Here is a 16,982-nt window from a genome sequence, read left to right on the forward strand (position 1 = left end):
AACAGAATACTCATATCAGCCCTAAAGCCCCAAAGAATTGAGTTTAATGCGTTGCCGATTGATCATCGAAAAGGTCGTCGATAACCTGATTCCTGTTTTGCGTAGCGTCTTTCTGTCTTCGTTGGCCCTGCATATTTGCCATCACCACTTCCCCTGGCCTGATTTTCAATTTGGCCCCGTTTCCGAGCTCAATATCGACATTCGTCCATACGTGCTCACCGTCCTCGCCGATGCCACCTGCCGGCTTACCAACGATAAAACGAGGGAAAATGTCGAAATTGTTCCGGTAGTGAGGAGGGTGAATAAAGCCGATAATCTGAAGGTTACTTTGGAGTTCCAGACTACCTCCGAGAGACAGATCAATTAAGCTTTCATCTGACAAATTGGAGAACAGACCATCAATTATCAAAATGCCCTGCGCCGCATTTTCAGCTTTCCTTCTTAGAATCGGTGACAGCCCTAGCGCCGAGCCCTTTTCTAACGCGTCTCTCTTAAAGGCAAATTCAGCGAGCTTTACAGTCCACAACAATTCCAACGCCGCATATTGACCTTCACTCACACCCTCCCGGTCAAAAGGAAAGGGCCTTCCCCCAATCGAGTTGTGTTGCACCGCAATTTTTGCTTCTGGAAACAGCCGCGGATAAATGATTTTTGCAATTCGATCACGTGCTTGAGCTCTGTTACGTGTCAATTCCGCGGAAGTTGGTTCGCTCTTGGTATTAGCTTCCCGCTCTTCGGTTATCTCAATCTCTTCAAGAACCTGCTCAAGAATACTCTCCCATAGCTCGGGAGCAGCGGTTTCAATCTCGATCTTGAACGTTGCATCTGGCGTTTTTGCGAGGACTTCTTTGAGATATCCAAGATGTACATTTACGCCGTCATCAAGAAGCGTTTTCCACACCTTCATCAAGCTGTCTTTATTCTTTTTGACGTCCCGCTGGATTGCTTCGAGAAGCTCCCTTTGATCATCGATTTTCCCCTTTATCTCGTCAACCAGAGTCCTTACATCAGATGGTTCGGCGCGTGCGATACGTCTAAAAATAGGACCTTTGATATCGTCATCTGCTTCACCAGTGTTGGAGAGCTTTTCCTTTTCCGTCATGAAAGCCTTACGTGCCGATTCCACGGCCTTTAACGCGTCTCTAGCCAAACGCTCGGCCTCACTTCGTTTAGTTCCAAGCTCGTCGCAAATCATGCTGACATGCTCAATAAAGCCCTCTTCTTCGATAAAATATCTATCTTTATCAACAAGGTATCTTCTTATGAATTCGAACCTCTGGAACAAGGGGTCCTGTGCCAGCCTCCCATCTGATGCACCTTCTTTGTCCTTGAAATTCTGCACGAAGCCATAGGCGTCCACATAACGGTAGCAGATTGCGGACACCAGCTGATCGAGCCGCCCTTCCAAAACTAGCGCGCGCTCAATCTTTGCCCGCAGGAGGTTTACATCTCCTTTTGCCTGAGAAACTGCACCACTCAGTTCTTCGTGTTTTGCCTGCGTTGCCTCAAGCTCGTCCTTGATGTTTTCAATGTCCTGTTGACAATCTACATATTTCTGGGCTTTTTCGAAATTAATGCCACGCAACCGATCTCGGTTTTCCTTTAGAATCGCCTTTTGCGCTGCAATTTCAGCCTCAGCATGCTTGAGCCACTCAAATTCCCCTTGATCAAGTAAACGCTGCCATTCTTTCAGAACTTCAATCATTGCCAACTGTGAGGTGAATCCTAACAGTTTCTCTTCAGCGGCAGTCTTTTGGACAGACCTGTGTTCGACGGTTTCACCCAGGTGCTCACGCTGGGCTTCTAACTCTTCAATCTGATTCGTAAGTGATAGGTAATCTCTCTTCAAGATCGTCAGGTTTTCAGCTCCGCCCGCTTTGAGGAATTCCCGTCGATTGGAGATAAGTGTAAATGCTCGTCTTGTGATCCGCTGCTTTGCCAGAGCGGACGCCTCTTCCAAACCGACGATGGAACTCTCAAGTGAGGCCATCGCTTGATCACCACCGGCGTTTTTAAAACCTGATAAAGCAACTGCTGACAAAGATAATGAGCTTTGCTCACCTATGCGCTCAAGCTCTTCTCTAGTATGCTCAAGCCTTGCTTCACTTGACTTAATGTCTGCACGCAATTGCTTTTTCCGACGCTCAAGTGCTTCCGGTTCAACGAGCGCTGCGATCACATCGTTATACTCTCCCAACATCAAACCTGACGAGACACCGCCTTCCCAGGATATCCCGTTTGTTTCCCTGTTCAGAAAGTCTTTGAGGCCTTCCTCAAGAAAAACAGGAACCTGCAAATCTTCTCTATCCAATGCCTGGCGCATAGCCAATGCATCTTTAGGATTCTTGAAAACGGGAACAGCAAGGAACGCCCCGAATTGGCTCGCGAGCTTTTTGCGTTCCGTGTCACTGGAGATACATTCAAGGATCACATCGCTCACCGATTTGTAGCTTTGATCCTCAGTTAGAAGCGAGAACGCACGTAAAACGTCGCCAGATGGGGACACACATGCGTGTTCGAGGCTTCTGAGTTGGAGATGTAAAGTGGTCTGAGTTTCCTGTTCGTGACCGATATCGACGATCAACTGGCCACGTTGGTTACGGGCCCATTCCAACCAGGTATCTGGCTCTGCCTCTGGGCATTCTATCTCAAAGAGCGAACTCGATTGTTTAAGACCAGAAAGGTCATGATGGTTTCGCCGTGCGTCATCTAGTGCTTTGTTACTCTTGAACGAAGCGTCAAGTAGTTGATCTTCAAACGAGTCATTGGGCTCAAGGTCGCCAAACAGAGCTGTGTATTCGCTGTCTTCTGACGCAAAAGTTTCAAGCCTCTTCAACTCAGTATGAAGCTGGTCGATCTGCTTCCTATAGGCATTTAATTTGTCCTCGCTCGACTTAAGCAACTGTTCGCTTTCGCTGAGATCGCGCTTGCACTGCTCCAGTCTTTTCCCCTCCGCATCACAGTTCTTTTGAATCTGATCCGCATGTTCAATTGGAGACCAAGAGAGACCTTTTTCGTGTTTTCTTCCAAACTGATGGAATGCCTCAAAAGACTTGGACAGTTCTGCTTTTCTGCCGACCTTATCTTCGACTTCAGCGTCCAGGCGATCATTTTCGTTCAGGATTTTCTCTTCAGTCCGGATCGGCGCAGACAGTTCTTCAGCAGAGAATCCTCGCTCAACCATGTCATTGTAAGACCGGCGTAAATCCTCAGATTCTTTATGTTCGAGTTTTCGGCGATCGAGACGCTGCTGGGTGTCTGCCAACTCTTGCGCGAGCAGAATTGATTTTTCCGACAGATGATGTGCATCTGCTTCCATTTCAGATCTGTGTTTGCGTAGAGGGTTGGAGTCCATCTGGCTGGAAAGAATATCAAACGCATGATTGATCGCCTCGATCAGTGCGGCTTTTGAAATGCTCCAGCTATCATGTCGCTCTATCACTTTGAGCAGATCACCTAAAACCAACCATGTCGGCTCTTTACCGCCACTATGTTTGACAGGTTTTCCCGAGTCGACCCCAATGTACAGTGTACTTTCAATAACTTGCCGCGCCTTCTTCCCATAATTCACGCCAAGCACATTTTCTAGGAATCGTCTATAATTAAATTCGGGATCGGTGGCGAACTTTTTAAACAGATATGCTCCCCATAGGGCGGGTGCACCTTCGGTATTTGAGCCCTCAAGGGCTGGTACCCAGACGACATTGGCGAGTACCTCTCGCACCAGTTCATTCTCAATAGTCGTTGTTGGTGAACGCAACAAACCTGGCAGCGGATTTTCGTCAACGAGATCACGTAGCAAGACTACAGTTTGCGCCACAACAGACATACGTTCATTCAGCTGTCTTTCCGCTTTTTGTAGAGCGTCCCCCATATCAGCCAGAGGCTGTAAGTCTTTGAGCGTTGCCTCTTGCTCCTTTAGTTCCGTCTCGCGCAACCGCTGCTGTCGCTTTGTACGGCTGAGCTTTCTACCCGAGGCACTGACGTTATCTTCGAAGTATGGGCTTTCTTGGCTCCAATCCCCGTCTGCCCCATTGATGATTTCTCGAATGCGCGGACCCGCCATGAGCTCGGGCGCTATATTTTGCCAGAAGAAGCTGGTGCCAAAGTCCCTGCCCTTAACTCTTTCCGTTTTAAATAACGGCTCGGAATGATCGCCAGCTCCACGCAAAATATGATTGACGTTTCGCTCGAGAACATTTTTGGGCATATAAGCGTAAACTAGGGATCGCCACTCAATGCGATCCTTCCTTGGGCGCACATTCCATTTACTGCCAGGGATAGCTTTTATCGCAGCCTCGACTTCAGAATTTGCATATAGCTCTTCTGCCCCATCGTCTAACAGGCGAGAAATCGGTACCGCATCCAAATCACGGGGGTAGTAGTAGTATATGACGTCTCCGTTGGCATACCCGCACGCGCCAAATGTGACTCTTTTTCCCGGTAAATCCTCTCCAAATGCGCGATGCATATAGACCGGCTGATGAATATCCACCTCAATGAATTCAACACGAACATGGCTCCAGACACCCGCACTTTCCGGTGCCATCCGTTCCTTCATGCGTTTGCATAGACGAGCGTCCAAAGAGAGAATACCCAGCACACTTGACACGATAGAGGTCTTGCCTTTCCCGTTTGTCATCTGGACGGCTGTGTTAAATCCTCCAAATCGAAAACGCGTTGCGCGAAACCTTGGCCTCCATGGCTTCCCGGCCTTTTTGATATTCAGGAAATTTGACGTCTCAAACGCACCAATCAAAGCCATCAATCAAACTCCTCGGAATCCGATTGGCCCACAATATTGGCATTTGGATCCTGCACTGTCGCAAGGTTCAGGGTTCCTTCAACTGGGTCTTCTAGCGGGATTTCAAACAAGTCACCCAAACCGATTTCGACAGAATGTGCGGCTTCTTTAGCCGCAAGGAGAGTTTGCCGAAAAACATCATCACCAACTTGCTCTAGCAATCCCGCTTCCGTCATGGTCATTAAAAATGAGTCGACCCTGATCTGAACTTCTCGATGCGGATCCACCTCAAGGAGTATTTGTGCAAAGATCGCCCGTTTGTCCGGGGCGACGTCAATTCTCGACAAAGTGTCAATGCCTGACATAACCAATCCAACCAGATGCTCTCTTCTAAAATCCGCCCCGGTAAAGCGGGAAACCTCAGTTAGAGATCTTCCATCATAAAGTAGGGCCATGTGATGCGACCAAATGAATATCCACCACGTCCTCGCCGTCTGTTGGGTTTCGTTCTTTTGACGCTTCATCGCCTCCAGCGCGCTATGGCTCCCACCAAACTCCGGCATTCCTGATTGCGGGTTGCGCAAGAACAGGAATGTACGCTCGCCGATTTCCGGGCGTCCCGGACCACCTTCAACAATTTCAAGTTTAAACCCAAATGCCTCAGCGAGTTTTCCAAGAACATCCCATTGCTGAATGTCCAGATCGTCTAACGCCTTTGCAACATCCAGCTCCCCCGGGTGGCTTTTCCGTGTTCCTGAGCCAAGACGCGCCTCTCTGTGACGCAACATAAATGTCAGCAAATGCCCGAGGTTATCATCGATCACTCGGCACCTCTTCGCACTTTACAAGAACGATATCGTTACCTCTGAAATCACCATCGACGAGCGACAACTTCACTTGATCATGAAGCGCTACCGCTACACGAACTTGTCCAATTTGAAAGAAGGGTGGAGCACTAAAATCTGATATCAACTCCTCAACTAAGCGTATCGAGCTCTCTTCAACCCAACCATTCATAATAATCTCGGATAACGGCAGAGGTCCTTCTGCAAGTCGCTGTTCGAAGCGCTTGGCATAAGCATCGATACACTTGAGTTCTTTAAGTGAGAGATTTTCGTCTGCGGGCGGTAGGAGAACTCGGTTGGATTCAGTCTTGGTTGTCCGGCTGATGATAAAGTTTCTAAAATCCACCGGATGAGGTGCAACCGTCCGCGGCAATTGCGGCATCAGCAAATCAACCATGCCCATCATTTCTGCTTCGCTTAAAGGGTCATACGCAAAACGTAGTGCCAGCCTTGAAAAGTCAACGTGGCGTGCAATAACCGCGCCGCGGTCTTGCATTCTGTCAATACATTCAAGAAAGCGCTTCAAGAACCCCTCGAGTGACTGCGCCAGTTCACGCGGTGCACGACGGATCTGGTCCCACAGCACAGCACCCTCGCCATATTTTTCGGTATATTGTTGAAATCGTTCTGCGCAGGATGTCGTGGCAAGGTGTTCGCGCACCTCAAGAAGCGTCTTGAGTGCTCCTTCTATGGTTTCCTGATAGGCACCTCGGTTCTCAAGATAGTAACGCCGCAGTTGCCCAAAACCCGGTTGCTCGGTTGCTGCAACCAGCTGTTCAGCTTCACGATTAATACTACGGACCATCTGGCCGCAAAGGGCGATCATTTTACCAAAATCGCCCAACCTCAACGCTTTGACGACACCATCACTAAGATCTCCAGTATAAATCCATTCTTTGGCGGACTTAGCGATCTGAACAGTTTGATGCCCTCGCGCACTGAGCCTCACGAGCCCGCCAGACCTCGAACGCTCCAACAGTGCGGTATCTTTGGTAACGAATGATTTTGGATTGATTTCTTCCTCTCGCCCCGAGAGGAAATGCACCTCTGTCGGTCGTGCCAAGACCCTTACGACATACTGCACATCCGTCACGCCGAGTTCAGGATGGCGCTGCTGGATTTGATCAATGAAGGGATCTATCGGAATAAATGCCCCTGGCGATTCAAAATCTGAAACGGTTAAATAGTTAAAGAGCTCTAATGCGACATCAAGCCAAAGTCCGCGCAACTCACGGCCAGGGCGTGCTAGTACGACATCTTGCGCAGGTACTCCCACAGCATGCGCTGAGTCATGCAAGTCTACCAACCGGAATGCGCCCAACAACCACTCTAGGTCTTCGGGAATCTCGTGGTCAGAATTCTGCGAGAGGTCGTGCGGCATCTTCACAGCTCAGTGCAAGTTTTATGTGAATTCCGAAGTATAAATAGTTGCAACCAAAGATAGAATATACTTTCATAATTAACACATAGGAACAACTTGAAACTGTTCGAGATCCTATCGGAGCTCCCACGTTTCAGAAAAATCGCCACAGCGTCAGGTTAGGCCATGACAGATACCCCATCCAAAACGCGCATGTCGCGCTCCAGCGTCGGCCCAGGCAGGAATCTTGTTGTCTGTTGCGATGGCACCACCAACGAAATTGGCAAGCAGCTTTCCAATGTGCTTAAGCTCTATCGGATCGCAGAAAAGAGTGAACAGCAGCTGGTCTTTTACCAACCGGGAATTGGCACTGTTGCAATGCCAGACAGTTGGGGAAAGTGGCGGCAAAAGGCCCATGCCACTTTTGAAATGGCGACCGGGAAAGGTCTGGATCGCGACGTATTGGCAGCATACCGCTTTCTGGTAGAAAACTACCGTGAGGGCGACCGAATATATCTGTTTGGCTTTAGCAGAGGCGCATATACGGTTCGCGTATTGGCTGGCATGATCTATCTTGTAGGTTTGTTACGCCAACATCAGGCTAATTTTGCAGGCTATGCGCTTAAAGCCTACAAAAATGCCAAAGAGGATAGTAATTATGCTACCGCCCATGAGTTTCGCGAGATCGTGCGTCCCTATGCTCAGGTTCCGATCGAGTTTCTTGGCGTTTGGGATACGGTGTCCTCAGTCATCGTTCCGGTATGGCTCAGCATCTTTCCAAAGTTCCACCTTGAAGAACTACCATTCGCCTCGATAAATCCGGCAGTCAAGGTGGTTCGCCATGCCGTGGCTATTCATGAATACCGCCGGATGTTCCGCCTGAAAAACTGGGCGAACAGTCAGAAGTTCCAACCGAACCGATATTCACAGGCCACTAATCACACAAAGCAAGACCTGCGCGAGGTCTGGTTCAACGGTTGTCATTCAGATATCGGCGGCGGCTTTGTCGAAGAAGAAAGTGCGCTGTCCAAGTTCCCGTTACGATGGATGCTAGCGCAAGCACGAAACAGGGGCCTGAGAATTCGCACACAAATGGTCAACCATATCGTACTTGGCCACCCAAGGGTCAATGCGCGCCAATACACCAAACCATCGGCTGATGGCCTTTTACACACATCCCTCACGACCGGCTGGAGACTTCTGGAATTTCTGCCCAAGAACGCACATCGCCAAGAATGGCATGAACGAAAAATCTGGTGGAAACGGTTTTATTTTCCTAGGGGGGAGCCCCGCCATATTCCACCAGATAGCCTCATACATATATCCGCCATCGAGCGCTTCAAAGACAATGAAAAGGAACGCCCAAGAAATTGGCCTGCTTCATACGTTATTGAAAAGGCGGAAGGCCCGTGAATAATCCCAAGACTGTCGGTGCCATGAGTCCTCGCGGCCATTCTGCAGCATCCCTTGAGATCGCGCAATTTAAGCAGTTGGCTTCTTTAACGTGATTTACTCGGGCTTCGTGCAACACACCGAAACACAATCACTACGATACACGTTGGATACATAGCGTCTTCGGGATATCGACGTTCAAGAGTGGTCACGCAGTTCTCCAAACTTACCACCGATGCATCCTCCTCAGGGAGATCAAGAACCAAGACGAATCCCAAACGCGAGATGGCGGCATAAGATGCAGCTTGCCCACCTGGAGGGAAAGCTTTCTCAATATCGGCCAAATCTATTGGTTTTTTGCGTCCGCGACGTACTTTCAGTTCAATGGGGATTGAATCATCAAACAGTATGTCTGCCTCTCCACCGAAGCGTTCCGGCTTTTTGACGACGCGTGCGCCAAATTCACTCCGCAGGCGCTCATAGATAAATGGTAGAAAAAACTTGTCTTCAATCTGAAGAGTTTTTTCGTCTTTATGCTGCTCCAGCCAAACTTCGGCTAGCTCTCTCATGAGACTCGGTTCTTCGATACAAAACGAGGCTCTTCGAAGAAGCCCTGAGCATATTGCACCAAACGACTGCTCAAGTTCGGCTTTCCCACCAAACACTAATCCCTGACGTACGTGCTGATGTAAACGATGATACAGAACGAGCTCAGTTTCATTCAGCAAAGATCTCGTTTGGGGACTAAGTCCCGCATCCACAGCACCAAAGATATTTTGTTTTGCTGGCCGCCGAACAAAATAGCGAACAACAACATCGTTTCGCTCGCGGGGATCACTCTCCAAATCAAGGTCAATCAGATCAAGATAACCGTTCACTTCTAGGAACAATGGTAGAAGAATTTTATCCTCTAACCCCGAAGTGCCAATTCCAAGCATTGTTAAATCCATGTTGTCAAAAACTTGGATCGCCCACCTAAAGGGAATTCTATTAGACAGCAGGGTGAATTCCGTTTCTCCCGTCGTATCAAACCGTTCGTCTAATTGATTTACGAGAAGCTCCACCTGCTTTCTGAAATCTATACGCGGCCCAGAATCTCCGGGTCGATTCTGGGCTGTCGCAAGGAGCATGAGGAGTTTTGAAGAAAGCTCCAAAGCAAAAGGGATACGTTTGGAAACCTCTTCACATAGAACTTTCGGGCAGACCGCTATGTCAAAGACTTGCAGTCCATCAACTTCCGCACATGAAACACGCTCTACACACGGAGCAAGCTCATCAACCTCGCTACCTGTTTCCAGCCATTTGAGTCGAGTTGCGATATGATCTTGGTAATGCTCAAGAAGGGTTTTCTCTTCTCCTGTGGGGCTCATTTCAACTCCAGTCAGAGCTGACAGAGCATCACCGACAAGTTCTGACATTTTATGCGTATGCCTAATCGTTTCAGCTGCGAGACTAGACACCAACGCTTCTTTGCTGACCTTTCGAAAGAAATCGCAGAGAGATAGCTGAACAGTTATTGTTCGCTCAAGTTTAGGGTCTGGGCATTTCATCAAAACGAGCCGTGCAAAGAAGGTCTCACAAAGTTCGGTAAAGCGGAGCTTATGATGCTCGCGGGCAATGAAGCCCCCCATTTTCTCCGTATCATTTTCGGTCATCAGATTGCCTCTAAGGCTTGTGTCGTCACCAATTTTGTTTGCAAGAAACTAGAAGAGTTGTTGATCGTGTCACCCTGCTGATTGAGCTTGGGGACTCCCCGTTAATCTCACATTCCCATCTTCCCCATGTTGCGCTGCCCACTCCGACAACTGCTCGAGCAACTGGTCAAGATGTGGTTTCTGCGAATCGTAACCATCTGGATCCGGTGAGCCTTCAACGTATAACTCAATCATTCGGTCAAGAACCATTTCGCCAACTGCTTTGTCAGATGTCACAGCCTTGTAGGCTTCATAGGGTTTGTCTTTGCCAAGCTCCTCTCCACCAAGAAACCGTTCAAAGTCGGGAATACTCCAACGATGTCGAACATTGATACCGTCTTGACGACACGCGATAACAGCTTCGCGAATAGAGTTGTTAATTGTCCACATGGGGTTGTGGCTCTCGCCAGACTTGGAGAAAGGCCAATCAACATCATGAACAATCCCAAAGTCTGTCTTGAAATGATGCAAGATCTTCATGAGCGGTATCAGTATCGCTTTGCCTCGTGCTCGAATGATGCTGGCACTCCGCTTCAAATTGGAGTCTTCATTCTGAACAGAGCCAAGGAACGCAGCCTGTTCGGTATCTCCCTCCACCAGGATAGGATAACTGCCAAAAAAAACTTCAGCCAAACTGACATCCGTCAATTGCAGTGCCTTCAGGTTTTCTTTCTCATCAGGGGAGAACGACACCTGGTCTGCTACATAGATAAGCGGCGAGATCGATTTTCCGTCGACAGACCGCTCCAATCTTGCGATCGTCGTGTGATCTTCCAACGGGTTGATGAAATAAGGCGAGTGCGTTGTGATAAGCACTTGCCAATCTGGATGATTGGCGAGTGCATAGAGATGCGTTTGAGCCAAACGGGCCGCCATCGGATGCAACGCATTTTCCGGCTCGTCCATGAGCAATATATAGCCGGGCAATGCAGGGTCTTCCGCGTCGGCAGGAAAATCTCCGGTACCGTCTAAGGCAGCAAGTGTCGCAGCTAACTGTTCTATTTTGGCCTCATCTCTTGTTTTCTTCTTTTCTTCGCTGATCAAAGCCTTCTCAACAGCGGTACGACGCTCCTTGTCACGCTCCATCTCGTTATGGACCTGTAGCATCGACCAAAAAAGTGCTCGGCGCGCTCCCGTGCCTTGCTGGGTAAGCTGAGACTTTCCACTTGCCTCCTCGATCCTTATTCCTGATCCCTGTTTAAGTAAGGTCTCAATTTTCAAATCTGGTGGTGGCATTTCCACTTGCAGCTTTACCCCGAGATCAGGAAATACAGCTTGCAAGCTCCCCATCACTTTTTCTGAGATTTCATTTATCCGTGCTTCGTGCGGTACAGCCACTTTATTCACTGTATCGGCAAGTGCCAGTCTTGCTTTAAACAGATCCGAATTCTCGTCCTTCGCGGACGCCTTTAACTCGGTCACGATGGGGCTCAAAGCCAAAGTGAGGAGCACTTCTTCCGTTTTGATCGCGTCATCTAGAGAACCGACACGCATTGGCTTTGGTAAACGAGACTTGAATACATTGTCGGCCCCGCCGGCCTTACCATCACTTGCCCAGTCCTCGACCTCTGGATCCCAAGTCTCACGCGTAATGCCTTCACGATCTGCAGGCCATATCCAGCGACTTCGTACGATGCGCAGACCGTTGCCGTCATCAAATTTCCATTTCTCGTCAACATTGCCCATACCCTCAGGGATATGCACATCAAGTTGAATTTCCGACGCTTCACCTTCGGGAGCCCAATTGCAACGATCCTTGGCATAATCGAATGAACTCGGCGTGTGCGCCAGCTCGTAGGCTCTCAGGATTGTAGTCTTTCCGGCGTTGTTTGCACCAACCAGGCAAAGAATATTGTCCAGCTTAACGGTCAATGTCTCGCTGCCAATACATCCGACATTCTTTACGGAAATACTTACTAGTTTTGATCTCATCTCTCCCCCCATTTGCCAAAGGAACGTCCCAATCAGAAGGTATGAAAAAACCTTCCAGATCGATTTGTGCAATTTGATGGGAGCCATTCTAGACCAGAAGCAAACGTCAATGCTTGATCAACCACGCCCCAATTAAGAGTAGGGGGGCTATGCAAAGGTGGTTAATGGTTTGCTGGAAAGTGCCAAAACTATTGGTATCACAAAATCCGCTTCAACTGGGTTATCCCACTACATATTTTGTCATGGGTAGCACTCCTGCCCTCAATTCGGCCAACATCTCGGAAGAATAGCAGAGTTTAAACGGCAGCAATTTCGCCTTTAGTACTCGTGTCAGAATGTGCAATGAGACTTAACGGTTCACATTGTCTTTTTTCGAGCGATCAGGATTGTCGCGCGCGTATTCCCGACCATTGATCTTCACAACATGGGCGTCAGGATGCTGACCTTTTTTAATCTCGTTCACTATTTGCTTACGCGGAACATTCTTACGAGGTCCAACGTCGTAGTGCTCGTTGCGCCCACCGGGACCGTCGTTCTTTCCTTTGATCTTGGTCATCATCAAGCTCCTTGGAAATCTACTGAAAGCACAGAATAAAACAACTTCAGCGAATCTTCACTTAAAAATAATCAACCAAAAGACACTATTCACCTATTTGCGCCACCGATGATCGAAACAGGGCCCTGCCATCTGCCTTTTCTTCTTGGCCGAACAGTAGATGAATTTGTCCGTTAAAAGACCTTAACGGACAAATTCACAGCCGAAACGATTGCCCGCCTGCTTGACAGGGTATCCTCTCCACCCAACATCTCAATTCTGGGCTGTCGGCACCGTTTGGCTCTAAGCCTCCCCCGACAGACAATGGCCAAAGCTCGCCAATCTCCGGCGGGCTTTGGCTTCTCCGAAACGATCGGCTCGCCGAGAGGCCAGGCCGCACCGCGCCGCCTATCTTTCGCCCAGGGAAAAGGGTCAGTCCGGCTTCGGGTGCTTTTCCAGATATTCGCCGATCTTTATGCCAATGAGCAGCAGGACGAAAAAGGCCCCGGTGCCGAAGAGAAAAAGATTGATGCTGGTGGAATCCATAGGGACCTCCCTTGTCATGCATCCAACTCTCGACCCATGTCACCCTTGTATGATGGGCGAAACGGGACGACATTTCCAGCTTGTTGACGGGCAGAAGAGATAAAACGGGAGGCACGGACCACGGCAGCGCACTTCAGCCAGAACCCCAGAGCGACTGCGGTCGCGCTCAAGGCCTATCGCAATATTGCACACAACTGGGCATTGTCCGCCCGTCAGGCGGCAGCCCTTGCCGATATGTCCCCGGGCAAATGGCGCGGCGCGCGCCGCCCGAATTATCGCGGCCGGATCAATGTCGATCAGATGCTCAGGCTGAGCGCACTGATCGGCATCTATCGCAGCCTTGAGCTGTATTTTAACACGCCGATCGCCCGCTCCTGGATATTGCTGCCCAATCAGGGGCCGCTGTTTCTTGGGGCGAAACCCCTTGATGTCATGATCGCAGATGGATTGCCAGCTCTGCTTACAACCCGGCAATATCTAGACAACTGTCTGGACGGACAGTGATAGCGCGTATCGGTTTCAGATCAGATACCGGCAATAGCCAAGATTGCTTTGAAACTGTTGACCAAGGTGAGTCATCTGCCATCGAGGCGAAATGACTCTCCGAACCGAGATACTGGCTGGTCGACTCCCTCTCCTGCATGTCAGACTGCTCTTAGAGTTTATTCCTCAAACAGTGCCACGCATTCGTAGCATTGAGCACGATTGCGGATACGGAGTTTGGTCAAGGGTGGAGCCGCCATTGGTCCAGTAAAGGGACAGGGTTTTGCGGCGTGTAAGAGCAGGTCTGTTTATCGTCTAGGGCAGCACGTCGCAGTGACATCACGAACCGCGCATTTATCGACCACCTCTTTCCAGTGCACATTCAAGTGCCCGGCGACGGCCTCACCATCCGCTCCCAAACAAGCAGGAAGTCCCGCTTAGCTACCCAGACGGAAAAACAGAAGCAGATTGCTCCGTCACGAGGATCAGAGCCGCAGATAGCATCGGAAAACCCGTTTGACATGATATTAGATATCGAAGTACTTAAATGGGAGACTATAAAGAACACCAACTAAAGTAAAAAATCGGGAGGAAGAGATGGAAAAGGTCGAGCGGCCTGTCATATCCGAGACAACAGGCTTGTGGGGGAGCGATCTGATCGCGGAGATGCTGCGTGCTCTCGATGTCGAATATGTAGCGCTTAATCCCGGTTCCAGTTTTCGTGGGCTGCATGACAGCCTTGTTAATCATCTGGGCAACGAAAATCCTCAAATGCTGTTGTGCCTTCATGAAGAACATACCGTCGCAATTGCACATGGCTGGGCGAAGGTAACCGGACGGCCTATGGCCGCGATTGTGCATGCAAATGTCGGTTTAATGCATGCGACAATGTCTATCTACAATGCCTGGTGTGACCGAGTCCCTGTTATGGTCTTTGGGGCAACCGGTCCTGTCGATGCGACGGAACGACGACCTTGGATAGATTGGATCCACACGTCGCGCGATCAGGCGGCGATTGTTCGGCCATATGTCAAATGGGATGATCAACCTGCATCGTTATCTGCTTCGCTTGAGGCCATGATTCGCGGCGCTTTAATTGCAAAAACAGCACCCATGGCTCCTGTGTATATTTGTTTTGATGTTGCAGTACAGGAAGAGGCTGTCACAGCCCCGATCAAGACACCCGATCCAAGGCGTTTTAAGTTGCCTATGTCACAGGGATTATTGCCCGACGCGCTTGCGGAACTTCACACGCGGCTAAAAGAGTCCCGGTCCCCAGTATTTCTTATGGGCCGAGTTTCTCGGTCTGCAGATGACTGGGCATACCGAGTGGCTTTGGCAGAGCATTTCAATGCTCGCGTTCTCACCGATATCAAACTGGGTGCGGCCTTTCCGACAGACCATTCTCTTCATTCCGGAACGCCAGGATTTTTCCTTTCCCCTGATGGTGCAAAAGTCCTCAACGAAGCTGATTTGATTGTCAGTTTTGACTGGGTAGACGTTGCGGGCACACTCAAACAGGCTGGCGCTCAGGCCGAGAATGCACCACTCGTTCAGCTATCGGTTGATCACCAACTTCACAATGGCTGGAGCCTTGATCATCAGGCCGCGGTTCGAGCTGATCTGCATATTGCGGCTGAGCCCGACATCGTCATACGTACACTATGTAAAGAGGTCGGTTTAACACCCCAATTGAAACCGCAGAACTTGCCGGCTTTCAGTACCGGAAAGTTGACAGATGATTTGGGGCCTATGGATGTAGATACCCTTGCTGCGGCCCTCGGCGATGGGCTGAAAAACGAGGTTGTGTCTCTTGTTCGTCTGCCATTGAGTTGGGGTGGGGATTTGTGGCATTTCCGTCATCCACTTGACTATCTTGGCTATGACGGTGGCGCAGGTATTGCCTCAGGGCCGGGTATGCTGGTCGGGGCAGCACTGGCACTGAAGGGTACAGATCGGCTACCCGTTGCCGTGTTGGGGGATGGCGATTACCTTATGGGTGTTTCGGCCTTCTGGACCGCGGCCCGTTACGGTATCCCTTTCCTCGCGATCATTGCCAATAATCGATCTTTCTATAATGACGAAATCCATCAGGAAAAAGTTGCCGTCAGCCGTGAACGCCCAGTTGAAAACAAATGGATCGGTCAGCATATTGGCGGACCTGATATCGATCTTGCTGCCATGGCCCGCGCGCAAGGGGTAAAGGCCATTGGTCCCGTGACCAATGCGCGTGATTTGAAATCGGCAATTGAGGTGGCACTCGAGGATGTCAGACAGGGCAATGCTGTCGTTATCGATGCACGCATCACCCCGGGTTACAGCAAAGCAATGTCTGCGGGAATGACCCGCACGGCGGATGAAACAGCAGAGTAAATATGGCATGCGTCAAACATGCTTGATATGCTTTGTATCAAGCATGTTTGACTCCTCTATACGACGACTGTATCAGTCAAACGCAAAATATTTCAGTTGGCTTTAAGGGCGTCGTTTTGTTCATGACCGATAAAGAAAACAGAGTTCCCAATTCGCGAGAGCGTCTTGCTCATATTATCCGGTTGGCAACTCGGGGTTTTAACCGGTCTTTGCAAATACGTTTGGCCTCTCATCATGTTACGTTCGGGCAGTGGATATTTTTACGCATCCTGTGGGAGCAGGAAGGTCTGACACAACGTGAGTTGAGTGAAGAAGCCGGATTAACTGAACCCACAACCCATACGGCTCTGCAGCGGCTTGAAGCGCTTGGTTTTCTTGAAAAAAGAACGCTAGCCGGAAACAAGCGAAAACAGCATGTGTTTCTGACCAAGCGTGGCAAAGAACTGCGCATCGAACTTGAACCGCTTGCCGTAGAGGTGAACGAGGTTGCGCTGGCAGGATTGTCATCTTCCGAGTTGGATATAATCCGTAAGGGGATGCTTCTGATTCTGGATAATCTTGAAGAGGATGAGCGAAAAGCGGGTGAGGAAGGACGTAAAGTTCCCCCGACCCGCATTCCGACATAAGGGTATTGATCAGGCCGCCGAAAGCTTTTCGATCAATGTGTCTGCCGTTGTGATTTCGCGCATCGGCATTCCATCGGTCGAGGCATCCGGTTCCGCATCATAGCGCAAACCTTCCCCGTCCCAGAACCACCAGTAAACAACGTTGCCTTGCTTGTCCCGGATAGGGGTTCTAAATGTCGGAAAGGTGCTGTCGGCACTGGGGATTTTCGTGCTTCCGATTTTTTCACCTTCAAGCCCGCCTTTTTCCATGACTGAGAACAGCGGCAGCATGCAGGTGAAAGCAGTTTTCCCCGCAACAAGCATTGCGATATCATCCGGGCGTTTGCTGTGACGCCCAGGCAGGGCACGTACGACTTCCGGATAGGCGGGATGGTTGTGGGTCACTTGCACATACCCAAGCCCGTTTTGAAGTTTGACTTCGATAATATCGCCAGGCTGAAATTGTTTCATTT

11 protein-coding genes are annotated in these 16,982 nt (G+C 49.7%); 4 read left to right on the top strand and 7 right to left on the bottom strand.

The window, feature by feature from the left end; all coding sequences use genetic code 11:
- Positions 1–43: 43 nt before the first annotated feature.
- From ACTU44_RS01800 to ACTU44_RS01810, 3 genes are read right to left on the bottom strand one after another with little or no spacing between them, the layout of a single operon-like run.
- The gene (locus ACTU44_RS01800; RefSeq protein ID WP_209220773.1) at positions 44–4,765 is read right to left on the bottom strand and encodes a coiled-coil domain-containing protein; all 4,722 of its coding nucleotides are present in this window, start codon (positions 4,763–4,765) and stop codon (positions 44–46) included.
- Entirely contained in the window at positions 4,765–5,568 is an 804-nt protein-coding gene (locus ACTU44_RS01805) for a hypothetical protein (protein ID WP_063086218.1), read from the bottom strand. The genes ACTU44_RS01800 and ACTU44_RS01805 overlap by 1 nt, the downstream gene beginning before the upstream one ends.
- Positions 5,558–6,970: a hypothetical protein gene (locus tag ACTU44_RS01810; RefSeq protein WP_063086219.1), complete on the bottom strand. Its 1,413-nt coding sequence runs from the start codon at positions 6,968–6,970 to the stop codon at positions 5,558–5,560. The genes ACTU44_RS01805 and ACTU44_RS01810 overlap by 11 nt, the downstream gene beginning before the upstream one ends.
- A gap of 165 nt (positions 6,971–7,135) precedes the next feature.
- On the opposite strand from ACTU44_RS01810, the gene ACTU44_RS01815 reads away from it, so the two are divergent.
- Positions 7,136–8,362: a DUF2235 domain-containing protein gene (locus tag ACTU44_RS01815; protein WP_083952713.1), complete on the top strand. Its 1,227-nt coding sequence runs from the start codon at positions 7,136–7,138 to the stop codon at positions 8,360–8,362.
- A gap of 86 nt (positions 8,363–8,448) precedes the next feature.
- Here ACTU44_RS01815 and ACTU44_RS01820 read toward each other — a convergent pair whose 3' ends face one another.
- The 3 genes from ACTU44_RS01820 to ACTU44_RS01830 all read right to left on the bottom strand — a co-directional run bounded on the left by ACTU44_RS01820 (position 8,449) and on the right by ACTU44_RS01830 (position 12,526).
- The gene (locus ACTU44_RS01820) at positions 8,449–9,996 is read right to left on the bottom strand and encodes a hypothetical protein (protein ID WP_063086220.1); all 1,548 of its coding nucleotides are present in this window, start codon (positions 9,994–9,996) and stop codon (positions 8,449–8,451) included.
- Between the two features lie 69 nt (positions 9,997–10,065).
- Positions 10,066–12,054: an ATP-dependent nuclease gene (locus tag ACTU44_RS01825; RefSeq protein ID WP_209220771.1), complete on the bottom strand. Its 1,989-nt coding sequence runs from the start codon at positions 12,052–12,054 to the stop codon at positions 10,066–10,068.
- Between the two features lie 262 nt (positions 12,055–12,316).
- On the bottom strand, positions 12,317–12,526 hold the full coding sequence (locus ACTU44_RS01830; RefSeq protein WP_209220769.1) for a DUF3892 domain-containing protein: 210 nt from the start codon (positions 12,524–12,526) through the stop codon (positions 12,317–12,319).
- A gap of 723 nt (positions 12,527–13,249) precedes the next feature.
- On the opposite strand from ACTU44_RS01830, the gene ACTU44_RS01835 reads away from it, so the two are divergent.
- The 3 genes from ACTU44_RS01835 (at position 13,250) to ACTU44_RS01845 (ending at position 16,530) form a co-directional block, all read left to right on the top strand.
- Positions 13,250–13,552, top strand: a complete 303-nt coding sequence (locus ACTU44_RS01835) for a hypothetical protein (protein WP_198155600.1) — start codon at positions 13,250–13,252, stop codon at positions 13,550–13,552.
- Between the two features lie 576 nt (positions 13,553–14,128).
- Positions 14,129–15,904, top strand: coding sequence for a thiamine pyrophosphate-binding protein (locus ACTU44_RS01840; RefSeq protein ID WP_063086225.1), 1,776 nt, complete (start codon positions 14,129–14,131; stop codon positions 15,902–15,904).
- 122 nt (positions 15,905–16,026) lie between these two features.
- Positions 16,027–16,530, top strand: a complete 504-nt coding sequence (locus ACTU44_RS01845) for a MarR family winged helix-turn-helix transcriptional regulator (RefSeq protein WP_063086228.1) — start codon at positions 16,027–16,029, stop codon at positions 16,528–16,530.
- Positions 16,531–16,539: 9 nt separating this feature from the next.
- On the opposite strand, the gene ACTU44_RS01850 is transcribed toward ACTU44_RS01845, so the two are convergent.
- A complete protein-coding gene (locus ACTU44_RS01850; protein ID WP_462096514.1) occupies positions 16,540–16,980 on the bottom strand; it encodes a hypothetical protein in 441 nt (146 codons plus the stop codon).
- Positions 16,981–16,982: the final 2 nt, after the last annotated feature.

Source organism: Thalassospira sp. SM2505, assembly GCF_054901115.1.